At 55.6% G+C, this 20394-nt stretch carries 22 protein-coding genes; 5 read left to right on the top strand and 17 right to left on the bottom strand.

All coding sequences use genetic code 11. The features are described from left to right. Positions 1-6: 6 nt before the first annotated feature. From ACWWFX_RS00810 to ACWWFX_RS00780, 7 genes are all read right to left on the bottom strand, one after another. Positions 7-486 (bottom strand): aromatic-ring-hydroxylating dioxygenase subunit beta, encoded by a 480-nt coding sequence (locus tag ACWWFX_RS00810; RefSeq protein WP_456146095.1) that lies wholly within the window; start codon positions 484-486, stop codon positions 7-9. Next, complete coding sequence (locus ACWWFX_RS00805) at positions 486-1787, bottom strand: aromatic ring-hydroxylating oxygenase subunit alpha (protein ID WP_375089105.1); 1302 nt, start codon at positions 1785-1787, stop codon at positions 486-488. The genes ACWWFX_RS00810 and ACWWFX_RS00805 overlap by 1 nt, the downstream gene beginning before the upstream one ends. Before the next feature lie 11 nt (positions 1788-1798). Next, on the bottom strand, positions 1799-2311 hold the full coding sequence (locus ACWWFX_RS00800; protein WP_473222978.1) for a nuclear transport factor 2 family protein: 513 nt from the start codon (positions 2309-2311) through the stop codon (positions 1799-1801). A gap of 10 nt (positions 2312-2321) precedes the next feature. After that, entirely contained in the window at positions 2322-2672 is a 351-nt protein-coding gene (locus tag ACWWFX_RS00795; protein ID WP_338341469.1) for an IacB protein, read from the bottom strand. Positions 2673-2692: 20 nt separating this feature from the next. Next, a complete protein-coding gene (locus ACWWFX_RS00790) occupies positions 2693-3820 on the bottom strand; it encodes an acyl-CoA dehydrogenase family protein (RefSeq protein WP_473222977.1) in 1128 nt (375 codons plus the stop codon). Positions 3821-3924: 104 nt separating this feature from the next. After that, positions 3925-5046 carry an amidase gene (locus ACWWFX_RS00785; protein ID WP_473222976.1) on the bottom strand — a complete coding sequence of 374 codons (1122 nt, stop codon included), beginning with the start codon at positions 5044-5046 and terminating at the stop codon, positions 3925-3927. Positions 5047-5378: 332 nt separating this feature from the next. After that, positions 5379-5852 carry a MarR family winged helix-turn-helix transcriptional regulator gene (locus ACWWFX_RS00780; protein ID WP_149461940.1) on the bottom strand — a complete coding sequence of 158 codons (474 nt, stop codon included), beginning with the start codon at positions 5850-5852 and terminating at the stop codon, positions 5379-5381. A gap of 297 nt (positions 5853-6149) precedes the next feature. On the opposite strand from ACWWFX_RS00780, the gene hpaX reads away from it, so the two are divergent. Then, positions 6150-7523 (top strand): 4-hydroxyphenylacetate permease, encoded by a 1374-nt coding sequence (gene hpaX, locus ACWWFX_RS00775; RefSeq protein WP_473222975.1) that lies wholly within the window; start codon positions 6150-6152, stop codon positions 7521-7523. Between the two features lie 126 nt (positions 7524-7649). On the opposite strand, the gene arnF is transcribed toward hpaX, so the two are convergent. The 7 genes from arnF to arnB are packed head-to-tail and all read right to left on the bottom strand — an operon-like array spanning position 7650 to position 15001. After that, entirely contained in the window at positions 7650-8030 is a 381-nt protein-coding gene (gene arnF, locus ACWWFX_RS00770) for a 4-amino-4-deoxy-L-arabinose-phosphoundecaprenol flippase subunit ArnF (protein WP_473222974.1), read from the bottom strand. After that, positions 8030-8356, bottom strand: a complete 327-nt coding sequence (gene arnE / locus ACWWFX_RS00765) for a 4-amino-4-deoxy-L-arabinose-phosphoundecaprenol flippase subunit ArnE (protein ID WP_276219655.1) — start codon at positions 8354-8356, stop codon at positions 8030-8032. The genes arnF and arnE overlap by 1 nt, the downstream gene beginning before the upstream one ends. After that, positions 8353-9999 (bottom strand): lipid IV(A) 4-amino-4-deoxy-L-arabinosyltransferase, encoded by a 1647-nt coding sequence (gene arnT / locus ACWWFX_RS00760; protein WP_473222973.1) that lies wholly within the window; start codon positions 9997-9999, stop codon positions 8353-8355. The genes arnE and arnT overlap by 4 nt, the downstream gene beginning before the upstream one ends. Continuing rightward, a complete protein-coding gene (gene arnD / locus ACWWFX_RS00755) occupies positions 9996-10898 on the bottom strand; it encodes a 4-deoxy-4-formamido-L-arabinose-phosphoundecaprenol deformylase (protein WP_473222972.1) in 903 nt (300 codons plus the stop codon). Before arnD ends, arnT begins: the two co-directional genes overlap by 4 nt. After that, a complete protein-coding gene (gene arnA / locus ACWWFX_RS00750; protein WP_473222971.1) occupies positions 10895-12880 on the bottom strand; it encodes a bifunctional UDP-4-amino-4-deoxy-L-arabinose formyltransferase/UDP-glucuronic acid oxidase ArnA in 1986 nt (661 codons plus the stop codon). The genes arnD and arnA overlap by 4 nt, the downstream gene beginning before the upstream one ends. Next, positions 12877-13860, bottom strand: coding sequence for an undecaprenyl-phosphate 4-deoxy-4-formamido-L-arabinose transferase (gene arnC, locus ACWWFX_RS00745; protein WP_473223135.1), 984 nt, complete (start codon positions 13858-13860; stop codon positions 12877-12879). Before arnC ends, arnA begins: the two co-directional genes overlap by 4 nt. A 1-nt stretch (position 13861) precedes the next feature. Continuing rightward, positions 13862-15001: a UDP-4-amino-4-deoxy-L-arabinose aminotransferase gene (gene arnB, locus ACWWFX_RS00740; RefSeq protein WP_473222970.1), complete on the bottom strand. Its 1140-nt coding sequence runs from the start codon at positions 14999-15001 to the stop codon at positions 13862-13864. A 359-nt stretch (positions 15002-15360) separates the two neighbouring features. On the opposite strand from arnB, the gene ACWWFX_RS00735 reads away from it, so the two are divergent. From ACWWFX_RS00735 to ACWWFX_RS00720, 4 genes are all read left to right on the top strand, one after another. Next, positions 15361-15606: a histidine kinase gene (locus tag ACWWFX_RS00735; RefSeq protein WP_456146105.1), complete on the top strand. Its 246-nt coding sequence runs from the start codon at positions 15361-15363 to the stop codon at positions 15604-15606. Positions 15607-15768: 162 nt separating this feature from the next. Continuing rightward, a complete protein-coding gene (yjdI, locus tag ACWWFX_RS00730; protein ID WP_015963563.1) occupies positions 15769-15999 on the top strand; it encodes a 4Fe-4S mono-cluster protein YjdI in 231 nt (76 codons plus the stop codon). Next, on the top strand, positions 15996-16289 hold the full coding sequence (locus ACWWFX_RS00725; protein WP_473223134.1) for a GNAT family N-acetyltransferase: 294 nt from the start codon (positions 15996-15998) through the stop codon (positions 16287-16289). Before yjdI ends, ACWWFX_RS00725 begins: the two co-directional genes overlap by 4 nt. 174 nt (positions 16290-16463) lie before the next feature. Then, on the top strand, positions 16464-16805 hold the full coding sequence (locus ACWWFX_RS00720; RefSeq protein WP_473222969.1) for a hypothetical protein: 342 nt from the start codon (positions 16464-16466) through the stop codon (positions 16803-16805). 233 nt (positions 16806-17038) lie between these two features. Here the strand turns inward: ACWWFX_RS00720 and ACWWFX_RS00715 are convergent, their stop codons facing one another. The 3 genes from ACWWFX_RS00715 to ACWWFX_RS00705 all read right to left on the bottom strand — a co-directional run bounded on the left by ACWWFX_RS00715 (position 17039) and on the right by ACWWFX_RS00705 (position 20385). Then, a complete protein-coding gene (locus tag ACWWFX_RS00715; RefSeq protein WP_473222968.1) occupies positions 17039-18217 on the bottom strand; it encodes a cytochrome c biogenesis protein/redoxin in 1179 nt (392 codons plus the stop codon). Between the two features lie 99 nt (positions 18218-18316). Next, entirely contained in the window at positions 18317-19657 is a 1341-nt protein-coding gene (locus ACWWFX_RS00710; RefSeq protein ID WP_473222967.1) for an ATP-binding protein, read from the bottom strand. Next, on the bottom strand, positions 19654-20385 hold the full coding sequence (locus ACWWFX_RS00705) for a response regulator (protein ID WP_276219633.1): 732 nt from the start codon (positions 20383-20385) through the stop codon (positions 19654-19656). Before ACWWFX_RS00705 ends, ACWWFX_RS00710 begins: the two co-directional genes overlap by 4 nt. Between the last annotated feature and the right edge of the window lie 9 nt (positions 20386-20394).

Here is a 20394-nt window from a genome sequence, read left to right as displayed (position 1 = left end):
CGCTCCTTACAGGATGTAGCCGATGCTGTGCAGCACATCGTCGCTGTTGATAAGACGAATCACCTTTTGCTTAATCAGCAGCCGGTCGCCCTGCGGTTGCAGGTGCCAGGTGATATCCGCCGCATAATGACGGCTAAATCCTTTGCGGTGTTCCCACAGCGACTGCGCGCCGCGCACCACGATTTCGTCACCCTCGCCTTCCAGCAAACGGAAGCGGGAGAGCGTGCGCAGCGTGCGGGCGCGCGGCGTGGTGGAGATTGACTCACCGCTGTAAAGGCGCTTCACCCGACGCTCGCGCATTTCGTGATCGTCGCAAGCGTAGTTGAGGGTATTTTTGAAATCGGTCTCCTGTGGATCGATTGGCACGATATACAGGCCGTCGCGCTGCCACAGTTCCAGCCAGGCATTGAACTCACCCTGATCGAGCAAGTCGCCCTCGAGATTGATAATTTCCATCGCGGAAATCAGAACCGTATCTGGCGTCATTATTCCGCCTCCGTCATCAGTTTTTTCCACTGTTGATACGCCGCGCGCATCCCCGTTTCGGCACTCACGTCGCTGCGCAGGCCGTCGTCGCTGCGGTATTCACCCGCCAGTCCTCGGTTGAGCATGATCCACAGGTCGTTGCCCGCCGTCGCTCCGCGCTGTACGCGCTCCCACGCCTCGGAGTCATCCGGCGTACCGAAGCCCATCGGCCCCTGGAAGTGTTCATGCAGACGCAGGCGAGCCTGATTGGCAATTTCCGGGCCGCCGTCCATGGTGATCACCGCATGGTGAATTTCGGTTTCGTTCACCGAGACGGGTTGCAGCACACGGAAGAAGGCCATTGAACAGGCAATATTGGGGAAAATGTTGAGGTTAAAGCCGGAACCGCCGACGGCACGCACAATGCGACGTACCTGATCTTCATCGTGGTCTTTACGCAATTCGTCGGCCAGCGCAATAAAGCGCTCCGGGATAGGCGCATCGAGATTGGCTTCCAGATCCACCAGTTCCGGGATCATCACCATCACGCTGTGGCCGTTGCCGAGATCTTCCACATAGCCGCTACCGTCAACGAAGTTGAGCATCTCTTCGGTCTGCTTATCGACCGAACTTAAAAACGAGCGGTGAACGACCGGGAAGTGGTAGCCGTCGGTGGTATTTTCCAGTTGGATCTTCCAGTTGCCGGGGAAACGGAAACGGTGCGCCGGGCCGGTTTTAATCGGATAACCCGCGCCCTGCTTCATAAACAGATCCATCCACTTTTTCGCCGCGCCGAGGAAATCTTCCAGCGGTTCGATGTGCTCATTAAAAGTGGCGAAGATCATGCCGGCGTACTGTTCGGTACGCAGCGACACCAGCCCCAGCTCGCCTTTTTCCAGTTGATCGGCATAGCTTTCCGGGTGCGGCACGCCGCGCAGGCTGCCGTCCAGCGCGTAGCCCCAGCCGTGGTACGGGCAGACAAAACTGTTGGTTTTACCGGTGCGATGTTCGCACACGGTGGCGGCGCGGTGGCGGCAACGGTTGAGCAACGTGTGTACGTTGCCTTTGCGGTCGCGCACGACGATCACCGGCTGCGTGCCTACCTCGGTGGTTTTGAAACTCCCGGTTTCCGGGATTTCGCTGGTATGCGCCACCCATACCCAGGTTTTGCTGAAGATCCTGTCCAGCTCAAGGTTGAACAGGGTCTCGGAATTATAAAGTGAGGTATGCACCCGGTCAGACTGCACCAGCGCGGCGATTTCCGCGCAGTCGGGAACATTGGCTTCGATATTTTTTACGGGGATCTGGTTATCACACTGCATCGCTCGACTCTCTATTTATTGTCAGGTACAGGCAGCACATCATCGGCGTGCCAGTGGTCAACTGGCCTGCTGAACAGATTGCGCGTCGTGAAATGGTGCATCCGCATCACACCGGCTTCGCGGCGAAACTCCACGTTCAGTTCCGCCGCATTGAGATGCGATCCTCCGGCGGTAAAACTGGAGGTTTGCAGCATCAGCCAGCGCCCGAAAAGCAGGCCATCCGGCTGCTGGATGAGGGCTTCCGAGCACAAAAAATGGGCGTTCATCGCAAAATGCGCGGGCGTTTTGACGTATCCGGCCATCATGCTTTCAATGGCGTTGCGTCCGACATGCCTGCCAAGGCGTGTGGCATACGGTTCGCCCACGCCTTCCCAGCAGGCATTGGTGGTAAACAGCGCGCCAATCGCCCGCACCGTTGCCGGGGTCTCAAGCTGGTCGCACAGGCGCATATAGTTACTGATGCATACCCGCGCGTCCTGCTGGTCTTCAAGCTGTTGCAAACGCTGCGCATCCTGTGAGTTCATCGCCCGCTCCTTAACCCTGAATAATCAGTTCGCGGCCCACGCGCGCTTCAATCTTGCAGTACTTCCACAGCTTGCTTTCACCGACCGGCGTAGTGCGGAACAGGTTGCAGACCGCCGCGACACTTTCCAGGGTGTCGGCATCCGCCAGCACGTAGGTGGTCCACGGCGCGGTGGTCGAGGGGCCGACCATCAACTGGTCATCATCCATGTTGCCGATGACGCGGATGCCCGGCGTCTCTTCCATGCCTTTCATCATCACGCCGAATGCGCCCCACACCTGTTTGGCTTCTGCCGGAGTCGCATCGAAAAAGTTCTGGTTCACACCGATACAAAACAGCACGCGTAATTTGTTCTGGCTCATTTGTTGCTCCTTTCAGAAATTCAGAGATAACCCGGCAGCGGTTTGCCGCCGAAAAAGACCGTACCGGCGTTCAGGTACGAGAGGTCGCCCATAAAGGCATGTTGGGTAATCACCATCGTGTCGCGCACATAACGCTGGAGCGGGCTGGTCATAGTGACGCCGCCCATCCCGTTAAGCGCCAGCGCCTGACGGGCAACGTCTGCCGCCACGCGGGTGACGTGCGTAGAGGAAAGACGCAGGGCGTTGACCTGCTGCTGGCTCGGCTCATTGCCGACCAGCAGACGCTGCCAGACGTCATCAATGGCCTCGTAAAACCAGGCGCGCGCCGAACGGAGTTCAGCTTCACAACGGGCGATTTGCATCTGCGCCTGCGGGCGGTCGGCCAGGCGCGGCGCGCCGGTGACAGACTGCTGACGATGGGCAATCTGATAGATTTCATTGAGTGCCGCGCGGGCCACACCCAGCGCCACAACGGACAGCACCTGCGTGGCGAGCGACAGCACCGGATAGCGATACAGCGGGCCTTCCAGATTCAGCGCCCCGCCGCGAATAAAGGTCCACTCCTGCGGCACATACGCGTCATCCACCAGCAAATCATGGCTGCCGGTTCCCGCCAGCCCGACCGTATCCCACACCGGGTCGATATGAATGCTTTCGCGCGGCAGCACCGCCATGCGCGGAAGCATGTTCTCCCCTTCTGGCTGAATGCCGACGCCAAACACCGATGCGCCCATACTGCCGCTGGCAAAGCACCAGCGACCGCTTACGCGATAGCCGCCATCGGCCAGTTGCGCTTTGTGGGTCGGGTAAATGCCCCCCGCAAACACCACATCGGGGCCATCGCGATAGAGTTCTTTCAGGGTATCCGGCGGCAGCGCGCCGAGATAAAACGGGCTCATACCAAAACTGGCAACCCAGCCTGCCGAGCCATCTGCGGTGGCGATTTGCTCAATCAGTTCGCAAAACTGCGCCGGAGAACACTCGTCGCCGCCGTAGATTTTCGGCACCAGCGCACGGTAGACGCCTACCTGTTTAAAGCGGCTGATGATGTCGTCCGAAACATGGCGCTGGCGCTCGAAATCGGCGCTGCGCGCGGTCACTTCGGTCAATAACGGAACAAGCTCTTCACGGACGTGTACGACGGACATAGCTGACTCCCGATTAACGTGGGCGGGCGGCAAAAAGGTGCACGATGCCGCAACGCCGAAAGGCATTGAGTGGTCGGTTCGACGGTTTTATGGCGCGGTGAGCGTCAGAGGCGGCGGTGCATCAGCCATTCCGCGGCCTGGACGAGAAGCCCCTCTTCGCCAAAGCCCGCCACCAGTTGCAGCGCGACGGGTCGGCCCTGAAGTTCGCCCATCGGCAGCGATAGCGCCGGATGACCGCTGAGATTGAAGGGGCGAACCAGCCGCGTCAGATTCACCACGCTAAGCGGATCTTCCGCCTCTTCCAGCGTCGGCGGCAGTTCCGGCAGCGTCGCCAGCGCCAGTAGCGGTGTGTCTTCCAGCAGGGCATTCACCTGAGCGGTGAACTGCGCGCGCACGTTTTCCGCGCTGGCGAGCTGGTCGCTGGTGATGGATTCACCCGCCTGAATTCGGCTGGCAACGTCCGGGGAGACCGCGTGGCTCGCCAGCAGCGCGTTAAACGCCAGCCAGTTTTCGCGGTTGATGATGGTCAGCCCGGCACGATGCGCTTCGCCCAGCAGCGGTAACGTCACGCTGTTTGCGGCGATGCCCAACGCTTCCAGCGCATCCACCAGCAGCGCGTCAATATCCGGCTGCGCGGCAAAGATAAAACCGATGGCGGGCAGAGACTCCAGCGGCGCATCAACCGGTAGCGCCACGCGGGCCAGTACTTCACGCAGAATGCGAGGTTCGCGGGCAAAAATACCCACGCAATCGAGTGAGCTGTAGGCAGGTAATACGCCCTGGCGGCTGAGCACGCCATAGCCCGGTTTTAACCCCAGCACGCCGCAGCAGGCGGCGGGCATTCGGACCGAACCACCGGTGTCGGTACCGAGGGCGAAATCGACATCGCCATTGGCGACGACGGTTGCGGAGCCGCTCGACGAACCGCCGGGGATAAGCGTTGGGTATTGAGGATTAACGGGCGTGCCGCTCCACGGGTTGATCCCGGTGACGCCAAACGCCAGTTCGTGCAGGGTGGTTTTGCCCGTCAGCTGGCAGCCGCAGTTGAGCAGCACCTTGACGATGCGGGCATGCTGCTTCGCTTTCGGCGCATCGGCCAACGCCGGGCATCCGGCGCGGGTCGGGTGACCGGCGATATCCAGCGTATCTTTGACGGCGAACCGTAGTTCACCTGCGCCAAGCGTAAACTGCTCGACGTAACCATTGCTCTCAAAAACTGGCTTCATGATTGATACCTTGACCAGAAAAAGTGAATCACATTCAGGCGAACAGTCATCGCTGTTTTTTTACCCTGAATGGCGATAAATCAATCATGAGAGATTTACGTGAATATTCAAGTAATATTTCACGTTATTTTTACAATCCGATAACGCAAATATAACCATTTATTCACTATGGCTATTGCGTTATGTTGATGAATTGCCGCAGAAAAAGGAGGGAAACGCACCAAAGTCGCCGTGAAAACTCAGGGCGACAGATAAGAATTAACGATAGGATTTACAGGGAGTTATAAGAAAAGTTTAGCGCGATCACAAATCTTAACGATCGCTCTCTGAGGCTACAGTTCGTTAAGGTTTCCCAGCACTTTTGACAGCGACAGGTTCATTTTTTCCACCTGCGCGGGCGTCATTCCCTTGAACCCTTTTTCGAAAACTTTCTGCGCCAGGCGGTGCGCTTCTTCAATTTTCGCCTTTCCGGCAGGCGTGAGCATCACCTCCGTCACCCGGGCATCCTGTTCGCTGCTGGCGGTGGTCACCATTCCATCGTCACGCAGGCGGCCGACGATTTTGGTGACGGTCGGCATTTTTGCCATCGCATATTCAGAAATTTGCGAGATGCTGGCCTTGCCGTACTGATGGGTAATCATCATCACCCGAAAGCGCGAAACGTCGAGCTGCACCTTTTTCAACGTCACTTCCATCACCTGGGTGTAGCGCGCATAGACGTTAACAATCCAGTAGAACGGGAACTCTTCACGATGAAAAGCCGCATCCGCGCTCTTCACATCCGCTGTTTTTTTGATTGAACTCATGAGCTTCCTTAGTCAAAAGACGTCGATACGCTGAGTATACCGGGTTATAAGTTCACGCTATAGCATCATCGCGCATTCGCTCTGTCATGAATGTTCTAAAACCCACCTTATGATTCACAAAACGCCACACAGATAACAATTCCGTCTCATTTTTTACGGATTCCATTGACACCTTATCACGCTGTTACCTATACGTTAGCGCACGTGTTCGGATGGCCTCTGTCAATAAAACATTCTGAGCATGATAAATATTCGCCTGCTAACAAAATAATATTACATTGCAATGTGGAGCCCGACATGAATGATTCTTCGAGCGTATTATCGCCGCCTTCCGGTACGCAGGATACACTGGACCCGCGACAACAAACGGTGATTAAAAAGTTATTCCGCCGATTAATTGTTTTCTTATTTATTTTATTTGTTTTCTCTTACCTCGATCGCATTAATATTGGTTTTGCCGGTTTAACGATGGGCAAAGATTTAGGTTTAACCAGCACCATGTTCGGTCTGGCCACCACGTTATTTTATGTGATGTATGTAATTTGCGGGATCCCCAGCAATATTATGTTAGGGATTGTCGGCGCCCGACGCTGGATTGCGGTGCTGATGGTAGTATGGGGAATAGCCTCAACGGCTACCATGTTCGCCACCGGGCCAAATAGCTTGTATGTACTGCGAATGCTGGTTGGGATCGCCGAAGCGGGCTTCCTGCCAGGGCTGCTGCTCTATTTAACCTACTGGTTCCCGTCGCAGTATCGCGCCCGCGCTAACGCCTTGTTTATGATAGCGATGCCGGTAACCATGGCGTTGGGTTCGCTGGCATCAGGCTATATTTTGAATATGGATGGTTTATTAAACCTGAAGGGTTGGCAGTGGTTATTTTTACTGGAAGGTTTCCCGTCCGTATTATTAGGCCTGGTGGTCTGGTTCTGGCTGGATGACTCTCCGGCGAAAGCCAAATGGCTGACCGACGATGATAAAGCCTGTCTGAATGAAATGCTGGAAGCCGATAAACGCGCGGTTCAACAATCACAACAGGGGATCAGCAGCGGAATGGTGTCGCAGCGCAGCATGCTGCGGGAGTTATTTACGCCGGTCATTATGCTCTACACGCTGGCTTATTTTTGCCTGACGAATACCCTGAGTGCATTAAGCGTCTGGACGCCGCTTATTCTGCGCAGTTTTAATCAGGAGAGTAATAACATCACCATTGGATTACTCAGCGCCATTCCGCAGGTGTGCACTATTGTTGGCATGGTTTGGTGGAGTAAGCGTTCCGACCGGTTGAATGAGCGGAAAATCCACACGCTGCTGCCTTATCTTTTTGCCGCCGCGGGCTGGATACTGACGGCAACCAGTAGCAACCCGATGCTGCAATTCAGCGGTATCGTGATGGCATCCGCCGGGGCATTTGCCGCGATGGTGATTTTCTGGACCACGCCAGATCAATCCATCTCAATGCAGGCGCGCGCGCTGGGGATTGCGGTGATTAACGCCACCGGGATGACCGGCGCGGCACTGGGGCCACTGCTGATGGGCTGGATGAAAGATATCACCGGTAGTTTCAACGCCGGAATCTATATGGTCGCCGCATTCCTCGTGCTCGGCGCGGTAGTAATTGCCTTCATTCCGATGAAAAAAATGGCGCAAAAAAAGAGTCTGGCGCTGTAAAAAATCGCCCGATGACAACGCCAAACCGTAGGCCGGGCAAGGCGTAGCCGCCTCCCGGCAATTCACGCGCACAATGCCTGATGGCGCTGCGCTTATCAGGCCTACCGATTTACCCGGTAACCTGGGTCACGCCCTCGGGCCGGGGGAAAATATTAACAACACACCGGCAAACAAACTCATCACCCCGGCAAAGGAGAGCAATGAGAAGGTTTCATGCCAGCCGGGTAAGACAATCGCTGCGCCCCAGACCAGCACATAGCTCAGGCTCATCAGCGCATAGGCACGGGAAAGGGGCAGCCGCTGCAAAGCTAAAAACCAGCAGATCATTGATACCAGATACCCCGCCAGCCCAGCCACCAGCGGCAACGTTCCTGGCTGGTGTGTCAGAAGATGGTTGCAAAACTGCCGCAGAGACGCCACAGGCGGCAGTTGTACCATGGCATAGCGCAGCGCCAGCTGGGATGCACTGACGATAACTACGCTCAATAATGCCCAGATAACGCCCATCACGCCTTCCCTCCCAGCAACAGAATACCCAGAATAATCAACGCAATGCCTGTCCAGTGCCGCGTGGTCACCGTTTCGCGCCAGATAAATTTTGCGGCGAGCGTCACCCAGACAAAGTTCAGGCTTAACATGGGATATGCCAGGCTCACCGGCACGTGTTGCAGCACAACAAGCCAGAACAGCATCCCTGCGCCGAGCATTCCGACGGCAAGCGCCAGCCACAGCAGCCGCAGTTTTTTGCCTGCGGAATGTGCAGCCTGTTTCTGACACAACTGCCCGGCACTGCTCAACAGGCTTGCCAGTAACAGCAGAACGACCGTTGTCACTGCGGGAAATACTCCAGATAAATAATGCGTGGCATTACGTAGACGTTATCCGCTTTAGGCAGGTCGAAATCCTCCACGGTTTGCCCACTGTTGACCTGCAACACCAGAGATATCCTCCCCTGCTGGCGATGCGCCGCCAGCCAGTCATTGAACGCTTCACGAGGGATAAAACGATCTTTAGCATCCGGATAGCCAAGCCCATAGCGCAACTCACCTCTTCCGCCATAAAGCAGAATATCCGCGCGTTTCAGCTCCCAGGCTAATCCTGCCGCCAGCCCGACGTTATTGGTTAACACATAGCGGCTGGGTTGCAGATCTTCGCTCAGAATATCAATCATAAACTGCGGCTGCTTGCTGGCAACAACCCGGTCAGGAATCGCGTAACCGCACAGCAGAGCCAGCAGCAGCGGACAACAGGCGGCCAGCAGTGTTCCCTGTCGCCCATTTTTCAATGACATCCATCCCATCAATGCCCAAAAACCAAACGCCACCAGCGCCAGCATGCTTTTATAAAGTTCAATGTAGGGCCAGATGGGATGTTTCATCCATCCCCAGGGAGAGACAATAAACGCCGCAAGCGCGCCGCAGACTCCAACCGCCAGGTTGATGATGCCGTTAGCCCGCATAACCAACGGCGTGGCGTCACGGACATAACGCGCCATCAAAATCGCCAGCGGTGCGAAGCAAGGCAAAATGTAGGTGGGGAGTTTTCCTTTGGCGATGCTGAAAAACAGAAACGGCATCACTACCCAGCCCAACAGATAAAAAAGCCCTTTCTCGGTTTTACGCCCTCGCCACCCCTGCTTCAGCGCGCCCGGCAGCAACGCCAGCCACGGCAAACACCCGGCGATAACAAATGGCACGTAATACCAGAATGGCGCTTTATGCTGGGCATCGCTGCGCGCGAAACGCTGGATATGCTCCACCCAGAAGAAATAGCGCCAGAAATCCGGCTCGCGAGAGGCAATGGTTAACCCCCAGGGCAGTACCGTTAATATGCAAACTGCGATAGAGAGCCAACCCCAGGTCAGCACTTCCCGCCAGCATTTTTCCGCAATAACCCAAGGAAGCACGCCTAAAACCGGTACCGCCAGCGCAAGAAATCCTTTGGTCATCACGCCCATCCCGCAGGCAAAACCCAGCAGCAGATAGCCACCGATTTTTTCCGCACGAATACGCGCGTTCGCCCCATACCAGAAACCACACATGCCCAGCACCAGCCACAGGGTGATCATTGGGTCCAGCACCGCGTAGGTGCCGATTCCATAGACCAGGAACAGGGTCAGGAAGATGACTGCGGAAAGGATTGCAATGCGTTTATCACGCCACAGCATCCAGGCCATCCAGGCAACTAATAATCCGGTCAGGGTGATCGACAATACGCCGCCAAAGCGAACGGCAAAGTTGTTATGCCCGAACAACCATTGACCGATGTTATTGATCCAGTATCCGGCGACCGGTTTTTCAAAATAACGTAACCCCAGAAAATGCGGTACCGCCCAGTTACCGGATGCCAGCATCTCGCGACTGATTTCCGCATAACGTGTTTCGTCTGGCTGCCAGAGCAACCGGCCATTTAGCGGAATGAGATAGTAAAGCGCATACAAACACGCCAGTAGCGCGGCATAAAAACGAGGCTTCATCGCGACGATTCCCTAATATGTTCCACACCCAACCAGCCTTCCCGGCCAGCAATTTCACCACGTTCTATGCTTCCCACGGGCAGCCTGCTAATGTCATCAGGCAGAAGCTGGCTCAGGGGGCAAAAGTGAATATCGTTTTCACGCGCCAGGGTGAGTAACGCATCAAACTGCGCGGCGAACGCAATGCCTTCCACTTCGGCATGAATGGTGTAAACCGGCACGCCCTTATCCTGTTGAATGCGTTTAATCAAATAATCGTTGAACGCATCCGCGTTCACCTCACGCCCAACCACTTCATCCCAGGTCGGAAGCGTTACCGGGATCTGCACCGTTCCGAGCGTGCCATTTTCAAGCCGTGGACGGAAGGGTCGATGGCCGCGACAGTCGCTGTTATAGCGAAAATTAAACGGTTCCTTAGCCGTCACAACGCGGCTATCGGCCCGCCAGCCCGCCACCGCCGAGCAGGAGACGGCAGACCCGAGAATGCGCTCCAGCTCAACTAACCCGCGCCCAATCTCATGAACCAGCTTTTTGTTGTTCCAGCGCCCGCTTCTGGCCTGCCAGGCATGATGATCCCACGCATGTAGCCCCACTTCGTGAAACGCTGCCGCCTGGCGAATAATCGCTTCATTACCTGCGCCAATTTCACGTCCGGGCCAGGCAGTGCCTGCCAGTAAAATATCCCAGCCGTACAGCGATGCCGCGCGTGAGCGCAGCATCTTCCACAGGAATTGAGGTTTCACCAGCCGCCAGAGATGCCGCCCCATATTGTCCGGCCCGACGCTAAAAAAGAAACTGGCCCGCACGCCATGTCGCGCAAGCACAGAAAGCAGTTGAGGAACCCCGTGACGGGTTCCTCTGAAGGTATCGACATCAATGCGTAAGCCGACGTTTTTCATGATGGTTCGTCACCACGCAATTCGACGGTGCGCAGGAAAAAGTCCAGCGTCTCTTCCACCGTTTGCTGCATCGCAATGCCCGGTTGCCAGTTCAGGCAGCGTCGGGCGTTACGAATACTCGGTTTCCGGTGTTCAACATCCTGATACCCTTTGCCGTAGTAATCGCTGCTTTCCACATCACGGAATCCGGCAAATGGTGGGAAGTGCTGACGCAGCGGGTGACGCTCAAAACAGTCAAGCAGCATTTCCGCCAGCTCTTTGATACTGGCTTCGTTGTCCGGGTTACCGATGTTGATAATCTGCCCGTCGCAGCGGTTATCTTCGTTTTCGATAATTCGGTAGAGCGCCTCAATGCCATCGCTGATATCGGTGAAGCAACGTTTCTGGCTGCCGCCTTCAATCAGTTTAATCGGCGATCCTTCCACCAGATTCAGGATCAACTGCGTGATCGCGCGCGAACTGCCGATACGGGCGGCATTCAGGTTATCAAGGCGCGGCCCCATCCAGTTGAACGGGCGGAACAGCGTAAATTTCAGCCCCGATTTTTCGCCATACGCCCAGATCACGCGATCGAGAAGCTGTTTGGAGACCGAGTAAATCCAGCGCTGGCGGTTGATAGGCCCCACCACCAGATTAGAGTTATCTTCGTCGAAATCTTTATCCGTACACATGCCGTACACTTCCGACGTTGACGGGAAGACGATGCGTTTGTTGTACTTCACACAGTCGCGCACAATCTTGAGATTCTCTTCAAAATCAAGTTCAAAGACGCGCAGCGGGTTGCGGGTATACTCAATCGGCGTGGCAATCGCCACCAGCGGCAACACCACATCACATTTTTTAATGTGGTACTCAATCCATTCAGAGTGGATGCTGATATCGCCCTCAACAAAGTGAAAGCGCGGGCAATCCATAAAACGACCGATGGCGTCAGAGCCAATATCCAGGCCGTAAATTTCGTAGCGGTCGTCCTTCAGCAAGCGTTCGGTAAGGTGATTACCGATAAACCCGTTCACGCCAAGAATCAGCACGCGTGTACGGCGTTTCAACGCCACTACCGGCTTACTGTTCAGCAGTGCGCCAGTCACCAGCCCCAGCGACTGGGCCAGTTGCGCGCCCTGCATGTAGACGCCCTTCTCGGTCTGCCCGGTTTGGATCTCCAGCGCCCCTTCGCCGCAGGCGACAATCAACGGCGAGACCGAGAGTACGGTGCCCGCGCGTGCGGTCACGGCTTGCGGGTGGACGCGTGATTTCCAGACAATAAATTTAGTTTGCCCAACAAAGCTGAACGCCCCAGGCCAGGGATCGGAGACGGCGCGAACCAGGTTATGTAGCTCGTACGCGGTTTTTTCCCACTCCAGACGCCCCTCTTCCGGCGTGCGGCGACCGACGTAAGTGGCCTGATTTTCATCCTGCTTACGCTCATGGGTTCGGTTTTCGCGGATTTGTACCAGCGCATCATGCAACAGCGTCTGCGAAGCTGCGCACAGTTTGCGATGCAGACTCAGCGCGTTATCGTTTTCGGCGATAATCACTTTCTGTTGCGCGACAATATCCCCCGCATCCGCGCGTTTCACCATGCGATGCAGCGTGACGCCGGTCTCTTGCTCCCCATTGACCAGCACCCAGTTTAACGGCGCACGTCCACGGTATTTGGGCAGCAACGAACCATGCAGATTAAACCCGCCTTTTGGGGCAAGGCTGAGGATGGCATCACTCAGCAGGTGACGATAATAGAAGGAGAAAATGACCTCCGGGGCCATCGCGCGAATACGGTCAATCCACAGCGGATGATTCACATCATCGGGCGCATAGACCGCAATCCCCTGCTCCGCCGCCAGTCGCGCCACGGAGCCAAAAAAGTGATTCTCCTGCGCATTATCCGGGTGAGTAAAAATCGCCGCGATGTCATACCCCGCGTCAAGCAACGCCTGAACACCCGTACATCCCATATCGTGATAGGCAAAAACCACTGCTTTCATTGCTGATTTTCCTCTTCTGCTGCCGTTTCAGGCTGACGTATAACGCGTTGAATAAAGTAACGAGGGCGTGCGCGGACATCGTTGTAAATTCGGCCAATGTATTCACCCAACAACCCCATGCCGACAAACTGTGCGCCGATAAACATGAACAGCACGGCAAAGAGCATAAAGACCCCTTCCGCCGCCCACTGCGGGCCAAACATCAGGCGCAGCAGCACAAGCAGCACCGAGAAGCCGAATCCCAGTAGCGCAATCACGCTGCCCACGACGCTCAACAGGCGCAGCGGCGTCGTCGTCAGGCAGGTCACCAGGTCGTACATCAGGTTGATAAGCCGCATAAAGCTGTATTTCGAATCGCCAAACTCGCGCTCGGCATGATGCACCGGGATCTCAATCGCTCGCCGGGCAAAGGTGTTCGCCAGAATGGGAATAAAGGTACTGCGCTCGTGACAGTTGAGCATCGCATCGACAATATGGCGGCGATAGGCGCGCAGCATGCAACCGTAGTCGCCCATCGCTTTGCCGGTGGTACGCTGGATCAGGCGGTTAATCATCTTCGACGCCGTTTTGCGAAATAGCGTGTCCTGGCGGTTTTGCCGCACCGTACCCACCACGTCATAGCCCTCGTCGGCTTTTTCAACCAGCCGGGGGATCTCTTCCGGGGGGTTTTGCAGATCCGCATCCAGCGTGATAATCAGATCGCCCGTCGCATGGCTGAAACCGGCCATAATGGCGGAGTGCTGCCCGTAGTTACGGTTAAGCAGTACCGCCACCACATGACTGCCCGGCTTTTCCGCCGCGTCGCACAACATGCGGGCAGAGTTATCGCTGCTGCCGTCGTCCACCAGCAGGATTTCATAGTCGCGATGCAGTAAAGCGCAGGCCGCATCAGTTCGGCGAATTAACTCCGGCAAACTCTCCTGCTCGTTGTAGACCGGAATCACCACCGACACTTTGTTTATCTGCGTAACATCAAACATCTCAACGTCCTGCCAGTTGATGGAGTGCCGCAATAACGCGGGTTGTGTCGTCATGAGTCATATCCGGGAAAAGAGGAAGGGAGCAAATACGCGCGCTGTTCCACTCGGTATTGGGCAGCGCGAGATTGGGGTAACGCTCGCGATAATATTTTTGCGTGTGTGCCGCGCGGAAATGCAGCCCGGTGCCGATGCCCCTCGCTTTTAGCTGTTCCATTAATGCGTCACGGCTGATACCGCAGTGGTTTTCGTCAACGCGGATAATAAACAGGTGCCAGGCATGCTGATGCGGCCAGCCCGGAAGGGCAAGCGGCTGAAAGGGCGTATCGGCAAGCTCGCGTAAATAACGTTGCGCGATGTCGCGACGCTTTTGATTGGCCTGCGGTAATTTCGCCAGTTGCACTAAAGCCAGCGCCGCGTTGATATCGGCGAGGTTATATTTGTAACCGGGCGAAAGTACTTCCGCCTGCGGGGCGCGGCCGTGGGTTTGTCGGTCGAATGCATCCACGCCCAGGCCATGAAATTTCAGGCTGCGGATCTGTCGGGCAAGGTTTTCATCATCGGTGACAACCAGCCCGCCTTCGGCGCAGGTCATATTCTTGATGGCGTGGAACGAGAAAATAGCCGTGCCCTTCCCGCCCACGTGCTGGCCTTTATAGAACGTACCTGCGGCATGAGCCGCATCTTCGATAACCGCAATACCGTGGCGATGTGCCACGGCATAAACGGCGTCGATATCCACCGGCGCGCCTGCATAATGCACCGGCACAATCGCTTTGGTTCGCGGGGTAATCGCGGCTTCAATGGCCTCTGGCGTCACCATTAGCGTGTCGCGATCGACGTCGATCATCACCGGCGTAGCGCCCAGCAACTCAATCATATTGAGCGTGGAAACCCAGGTCAGCGACGGAGTAATAACTTCATCACCCGGCCCTACCCCAAGCGCCATCAGGGTGACGTGCATTCCGGCGGTGGCCGAACTGACGGCGATGGTAAATCGATTGCCCGTTAGCGTGCAGAATGCCTCTTCAAGCGCCTGATTTTGTGGCCCGGTCGTTATCCAGCCTGACTGTAAGACGGCTTTTATCGCCTGAAACTCCTCATCCCCCATAGAAGGACGGGAAAACGGTAAAAAATCATCCATTTTGAACACTCGCTGACGTAGCCCCACGGCGCATGACTTAACATGCAATACCTTTATTCGGGGAGGAGTGGTTCAGAATAGAGAGCTTGTATTAGCGCAACATTAAGAAAGTGAAATATCCATAGAAATGATTTGCAATCAATAGCATTAAAATGCAACTACTTGATATACATAGAAATTAATGCTTTGCTATTTTCTATGTTTCCTCATGTTTTTCCTGAATATTTTATTTGGTGAGCATGATCACTATTTACTGCGTGACAAAAGTAGTTTCGCTCGCTCATTTACCGTATGTTTAGGCTCTTGCCCTGGTGGGCTGTGCTAATATACGAACACACAAATTATCTGGGGATATATGCATGGAATGGCAGGTCATTGACATCTCAAAAACTGAAAAACAGGATATTTTTTCAGTGGTCACCCAGTGCGGCAAAATTAAAACCATTACTAAAATCAAATCGGCCTTCAGCATTAACAAAGGTGATGTTCTTACGCCAACGCTTAATGCGACTTACTACATTAATAACAATAAAAACCGCACCATTGAGATTCTCTCTTCTGTCTGCTTTTCCACCGAAGCGTGGGCCGCGTTAAAGTTGCGATAGGGCGATATGACAGAGTTGAGAATAATTCTTAAAAAGCTGCAACTGCTCTGCAATATTTGTTAGCAACTCATCCCCTATCAATCAGTAATTCCTTTCCCTCCGCATGCCATGACAGGCTATGATTAGCACAGCCAGTACTCTTATTTGAATTGAGGCAATGTCATGGATAAAGAACTTCTCGACGCCGGATACCGGGTCTACACCGGTGAAAAGATCGACGTCTATTTTAACACCACCCTGTGCCAGCACTCGGGCAACTGCGTGCGTGGCAACAGCAAGCTCTTCAATTTGAAGCGCAAACCGTGGATTATGCCCGATAATGTAGAGAGCACCGTGGTGCAACAGGTCATCGATACCTGCCCGAGCGGCGCGCTGAAATACCGTACCAAATAACCCATAGCGAGAAAAAAATGGAAATTCTGGAAGGTAACAACCGTTTTTACGTTAACGATGCTGACGGTAATCAACTGGCCGAAGTGGTTTTCGTTCCCACCGGCGAGCACCTCAGTATTATTGAGCATACCGATGTAGACCCAAGCCTGAAGGGTCAGGGCGTCGGCAAGAAACTGGTGGCAAAAGTGGTGGAAAAAATGCGTAACGAGAATCGCAAAATTATTCCGCTGTGCCCCTTCGCTAAACACGAATTTGATACCACCCCGGAATACGCCGATATTCGCGCCTAATCTACAGCGCTCTGTGGAGCGCTGTCCTTCATTGCCCCCGACACAGATCGCAAAAAAAAGAAAAACTCCCCTTAATGAAATCAAAACCCCGTTTTAGTTGACTGATATCAATTTTGTAAACTTTCCGTTACGGTAAAAAGCCCGTCCCGTATAAGAAAAGTCTTACATAATCCTATGAAAAAATTGTTTTTTATTGCTGCACTGACGACACTGACCTCCCCTGCTCTGGCGCTTAATTTCAACTCGACAGCACTGAAGCTGAAATGCCCCTCGCGTGGGCTAATCGAAATCACGCTGCATGCCTTTGGTCACATCTCCGAGTTGTGGAAGGGACATTATTACGTGGGCTCAGGGCATGAGGTCCGTAACGGTACGGAATATTTCAAATTCAGTAACGGCGATACCTTAATGCATCATCCAAAGAGCGATAAATTCATGTTCTATTTTGCGAAGAGCCATACGCTGAAAGCCTGCCAAAAACTGTCTGAACAGCCGATTAAGGTCGCCTTCAATTAAGAGAAGAGCGACGAAACGGCAGCGGATGTTTCCGCCGTTTCGCCACTATTTTCAGTAGCCTGAGCAGCAAAATCGCCGGATGCGGCTGCGCCTTATCCGGCCTACGGTTCGGCGGTTCCATCGGGTGTTGTGCGGCTTAATTGTCGGGTGGCAGCTGCGCCTTACCCGACCTACGACCACGATGCAGGTAGGCCCGATAAGCGAAGCGCCATCGGGCATTGTGAGGTGCGCTATCAGGTATGGCTTTCCTGTAACAACGTCTTAATCGCTGCTTCCTGCTCGGCATAATTCCCTTCACCAAAGAAGGCATACCGCAGCTGCCCGCGCGCATCAAACAGGTAGTGTGCGGGCCAGTACTGGTTGCCGAACGCATTCCAGATGCGGTAGTTATTATCCAACACCACAGGGTAGCTCAACCGCCATTTTTTCACCGCTGACGTTACCGCATCCACTGGTTTCTCATGGGGATATTCAGGCGTATGTACGCCGACTACCGTCAGGCCTGGGTATTTCTGCGACCATTCGCGAACGTGAGGCAACGTGTGCTGGCAGTTGATGCAGTCAAAGGTCCAGAAATCAACCAGTACCACCTTCCCTTTCAGCGAATCGGCTGACAGCGGTGCGCTATTGATCCACGCCGTTCCGCCCGTCAGTGGCGGGAGCTGACTGCTGGGTGTAGTATCAACAACCGGCTGCAAATGTACGGATTGTTCAGGAAGCAAGCCCACCAGACGCTGTTCCAGCTGTTGTGAAAACGCACTGGCCCCCTGAAGCACGCTGGTGGTACAGGTGGCAATCAGCGCTACCGACGCCAGCATTGCGACACCCGCGCCCTGGCGCAGACGTTCCACCACCGCCGTTTTTGCCCGCAGCCAGTGCATCACCCGTTTACCGCCAAACCACAACAGGGCCAGCATCGCCGCGCAGCCGCTCCCGTAGGCTGCCAGCAATACGCTGCTGGAAACGCTGCTCCCCTGAAGCAAACTCAGGCTGAGAATGGCCCCCAGCACCGGCCCGGCACATGGTGCCCACAGCAGGCCGGTGGCAAATCCGGCCAGCAGCGCGGCAACGAGCCCGCGATTATGGTTGCTTTGATCGTTCACCTGATTGCCCAGCCGCACCACTGGCTTCGCCAGCCACTGCGCCACGCGTGGGAATATCAGCGAAAGCGCGACCACGCTCATAAACAGTAACGCCAGCCAGCGCCCGACGGTGGCGATCTGAGCCACCCAGGCACTGGCCACGGTCACCAGCGATGACACCAGGGTAAACATCAGCACCATCCCGGTTAACATCGCCGCCAGATGGCGTTTCTGCCCTTTCACGCTGGCAAATAAAAACGGAATAACAGGCAGCGTACAGGGGCTTAACAGCGTCAGCATGCCGCCGACAAACGCAATGATAATAGCCATATCTCACCTCACCTTTAGGTTGCCTGGGTATCAGGCGGTGAGACGATTTAACCGCGTCGATGTGTGCGGGGTGTGTCGGCAAAACGCCGTTTTGTCTCGTTAGTTGTCGAGGGAGGAAGTGGATACAGAAGGATACAAAACGCGCGGCAAACGCAGGATAACCACCAGACCGCCCTCACTGTGGTTGCGTAAACTCAGTTGCCCGTGAAGCTGCGTCGCCAGTTGGGCCGCGATCGCCAGCCCCAGCCCGGTACCGCCCGTGTGGCGATTGCGCGAGTTTTCAATACGGTAGAAAGGTTGTAGCACCGCATCCTGCTCGGCCTCATCAATACCGGGGCCGTTATCCCGCACCTCGATTTCCAGCCACTGCGCATCATGCAAAAGCAGATGAACCTCCGCTTCACTGCCATACTTCAGCGCATTATCAAGCAGATTGGTCATGATGCGCCTTAGCGCCTGCGGCCGGGTCTCCAGCGGGGAAATCGTTGGGGCGGGCAAGAAGGTGACGGCCTGGCCGGTGTCCGTGTAGTCGCAAACGAGGGTGTCGAGGAAGGCATTGAGATCGAGCCGATGCGTGGGCTCCAGCAAGGGTTCAGCGCTTCTGGCATACGCTATGCCCTCGCGTACCAGCCGCGTCATATTCTCGAGATCCTGCATGAGCTTATCGCGCAGCATCGGCTCCTCGCTCATCTCCACGCGCAGTTTCATCCGCGTGATGGGCGTTTGCAGGTCGTGGGAAATCGCGGCGAGAATTTGCGTGCGTTCTTTTAAATAACGCTGGATACGCGCCTGCATCGCATTAAATGCGCGGGCCGCCTGCGCCACTTCCCGTGGGCCCCGATCGTCCATTATTCGCGGTTGTGTCGCAGCAGGTTCTAAGGTTTCCACCGCGCGGGTAAACCGCGAAAGCGGGCGAATCACCTGACGTACCGCCAGCCATGCGCACAGCAACAGTAACAGCGGTTGTACAACCAGCACCACCGGCAGCCAGCGCGCCAGCGCGGGCAACTGCGGGCGCAGGTCTATCGTTAGCGGGGAACCATCACGTAAACGCAGATGCGCCTGAATATGCTCACGCGGGCCGGGAATGGCGCTCATCGTCAACGCGTATTGCCCGCCGAGCGCCTCCTGAAGCGACGCCACAATCGAGCGCGAGCGCCAGCTGTCAGGTACGGGGCCCGGCTCGCCGGCATCGGTTTGATAGTGATAGTTGCCTCGCGCCAGCCGGGGAAGCCACGCGGCGCGTTCGTCTGCCGGAAGGCGGTCAAGAATCGCCACGCTGGTCGCCACGTCATAACCCAGGTTATCGAGCATCACCGTGCGTGCGCTGCTCATACGCTCATACAGCAGCAGGGAAAGCGTCAGGCCGTTCGCCAGTAAAAGCCCGGCCAGCACCAGCAGTACCAGCCGATACAGCAGCGTTTTCGGCCAAAACCTCACTGACGAATCTCCACCGGCATCGCCAGCACATAGCCTTCGCTGCGCACGGTTTTGATGTAAGCGGGCTCGCGCGCGTCATCGCTCAGCCGTTGACGCAGGCGACTAACCAGCAGGTCGATGGAGCGTTCAAATAACTCCGCATCACGCCCCTGAGTAAGGCTTAGTAACTGGTCCCGGTTCAGGACACGCTGCGGGTGATCGAGAAAAACCCGCAGCAGGCGATACTCCGCCCCGCTGAGCGCAACAACCAGACCGTCATCATCAATCAAATGGCGAGCAGCGGTATCCAGTTGCCAGCGGCCAAAGGCAATCAGCCGCCCGGCATCGGTGATTTGCAAATTCGGCGGCAAGGCCCGATAGCGACGCAAAATAGCTTTAATCCGCGCCAACAGTTCACGCGCGACAAATGGTTTCACCAGATAATCATCCGCGCCCATCTCAAGGCCGAGGATCCGGTCCGCATCGTCGCTGCGGGCGGTGAGCATCAGCACCGGCAGATTTTGATAGCGATCGCTGCGCAATTCACGGCACAACGTCAGCCCGTCATCGCCCGGCATCATGACGTCCAGCACCACCAGATCCACCTGGTGGTTTGCCAGATATGCCCGCATCGCCTTCCCGTTGGCGGCTCCCGTCGCGCGATAGCCCGCGCTATTAAGGTAGTCGACAACCAGCTCTCGAATATCGCTGTCGTCATCGACCACCAGCACCGTGTCGATATGTTCCATCGCGGCTCC

This window comes from Pseudocitrobacter sp. 2023LY-00077 (assembly GCF_055796175.1).
Note: the sequence above shows the minus strand (reverse complement) of the source record. Positions and strands in the feature narration are given on the sequence as shown.

What these genes read in the sequence shown, in the direction of transcription:
- ACWWFX_RS00810 (WP_456146095.1), bottom strand. Translation starts at nt 486, where the DNA reads ATGACGCCAGATACGGTTCTGATTTCCGCGATGGAAATTATCAATCTC.
- ACWWFX_RS00805 (WP_375089105.1), bottom strand. Translation starts at nt 1,787, where the DNA reads ATGCAGTGTGATAACCAGATCCCCGTAAAAAATATCGAAGCCAATGTT.
- ACWWFX_RS00800 (WP_473222978.1), bottom strand. Translation starts at nt 2,311, where the DNA reads ATGAACTCACAGGATGCGCAGCGTTTGCAACAGCTTGAAGACCAGCAG.
- ACWWFX_RS00795 (WP_338341469.1), bottom strand. Translation starts at nt 2,672, where the DNA reads ATGAGCCAGAACAAATTACGCGTGCTGTTTTGTATCGGTGTGAACCAG.
- ACWWFX_RS00790 (WP_473222977.1), bottom strand. Translation starts at nt 3,820, where the DNA reads ATGTCCGTCGTACACGTCCGTGAAGAGCTTGTTCCGTTATTGACCGAA.
- ACWWFX_RS00785 (WP_473222976.1), bottom strand. Translation starts at nt 5,046, where the DNA reads ATGAAGCCAGTTTTTGAGAGCAATGGTTACGTCGAGCAGTTTACGCTT.
- ACWWFX_RS00780 (WP_149461940.1), bottom strand. Translation starts at nt 5,852, where the DNA reads ATGAGTTCAATCAAAAAAACAGCGGATGTGAAGAGCGCGGATGCGGCT.
- hpaX (WP_473222975.1), top strand. Translation starts at nt 6,150, where the DNA reads ATGAATGATTCTTCGAGCGTATTATCGCCGCCTTCCGGTACGCAGGAT.
- arnF (WP_473222974.1), bottom strand. Translation starts at nt 8,030, where the DNA reads ATGGGCGTTATCTGGGCATTATTGAGCGTAGTTATCGTCAGTGCATCC.
- arnT (WP_473222973.1), bottom strand. Translation starts at nt 9,999, where the DNA reads ATGAAGCCTCGTTTTTATGCCGCGCTACTGGCGTGTTTGTATGCGCTT.
- arnD (WP_473222972.1), bottom strand. Translation starts at nt 10,898, where the DNA reads ATGAAAAACGTCGGCTTACGCATTGATGTCGATACCTTCAGAGGAACC.
- arnA (WP_473222971.1), bottom strand. Translation starts at nt 12,880, where the DNA reads ATGAAAGCAGTGGTTTTTGCCTATCACGATATGGGATGTACGGGTGTT.
- arnC (WP_473223135.1), bottom strand. Translation starts at nt 13,860, where the DNA reads ATGTTTGATGTTACGCAGATAAACAAAGTGTCGGTGGTGATTCCGGTC.
- arnB (WP_473222970.1), bottom strand. Translation starts at nt 15,001, where the DNA reads ATGGATGATTTTTTACCGTTTTCCCGTCCTTCTATGGGGGATGAGGAG.
- ACWWFX_RS00735 (WP_456146105.1), top strand. Translation starts at nt 15,361, where the DNA reads ATGGAATGGCAGGTCATTGACATCTCAAAAACTGAAAAACAGGATATT.
- yjdI (WP_015963563.1), top strand. Translation starts at nt 15,769, where the DNA reads ATGGATAAAGAACTTCTCGACGCCGGATACCGGGTCTACACCGGTGAA.
- ACWWFX_RS00720 (WP_473222969.1), top strand. Translation starts at nt 16,464, where the DNA reads ATGAAAAAATTGTTTTTTATTGCTGCACTGACGACACTGACCTCCCCT.
- ACWWFX_RS00715 (WP_473222968.1), bottom strand. Translation starts at nt 18,217, where the DNA reads ATGGCTATTATCATTGCGTTTGTCGGCGGCATGCTGACGCTGTTAAGC.
- ACWWFX_RS00705 (WP_276219633.1), bottom strand. Translation starts at nt 20,385, where the DNA reads ATGGAACATATCGACACGGTGCTGGTGGTCGATGACGACAGCGATATT.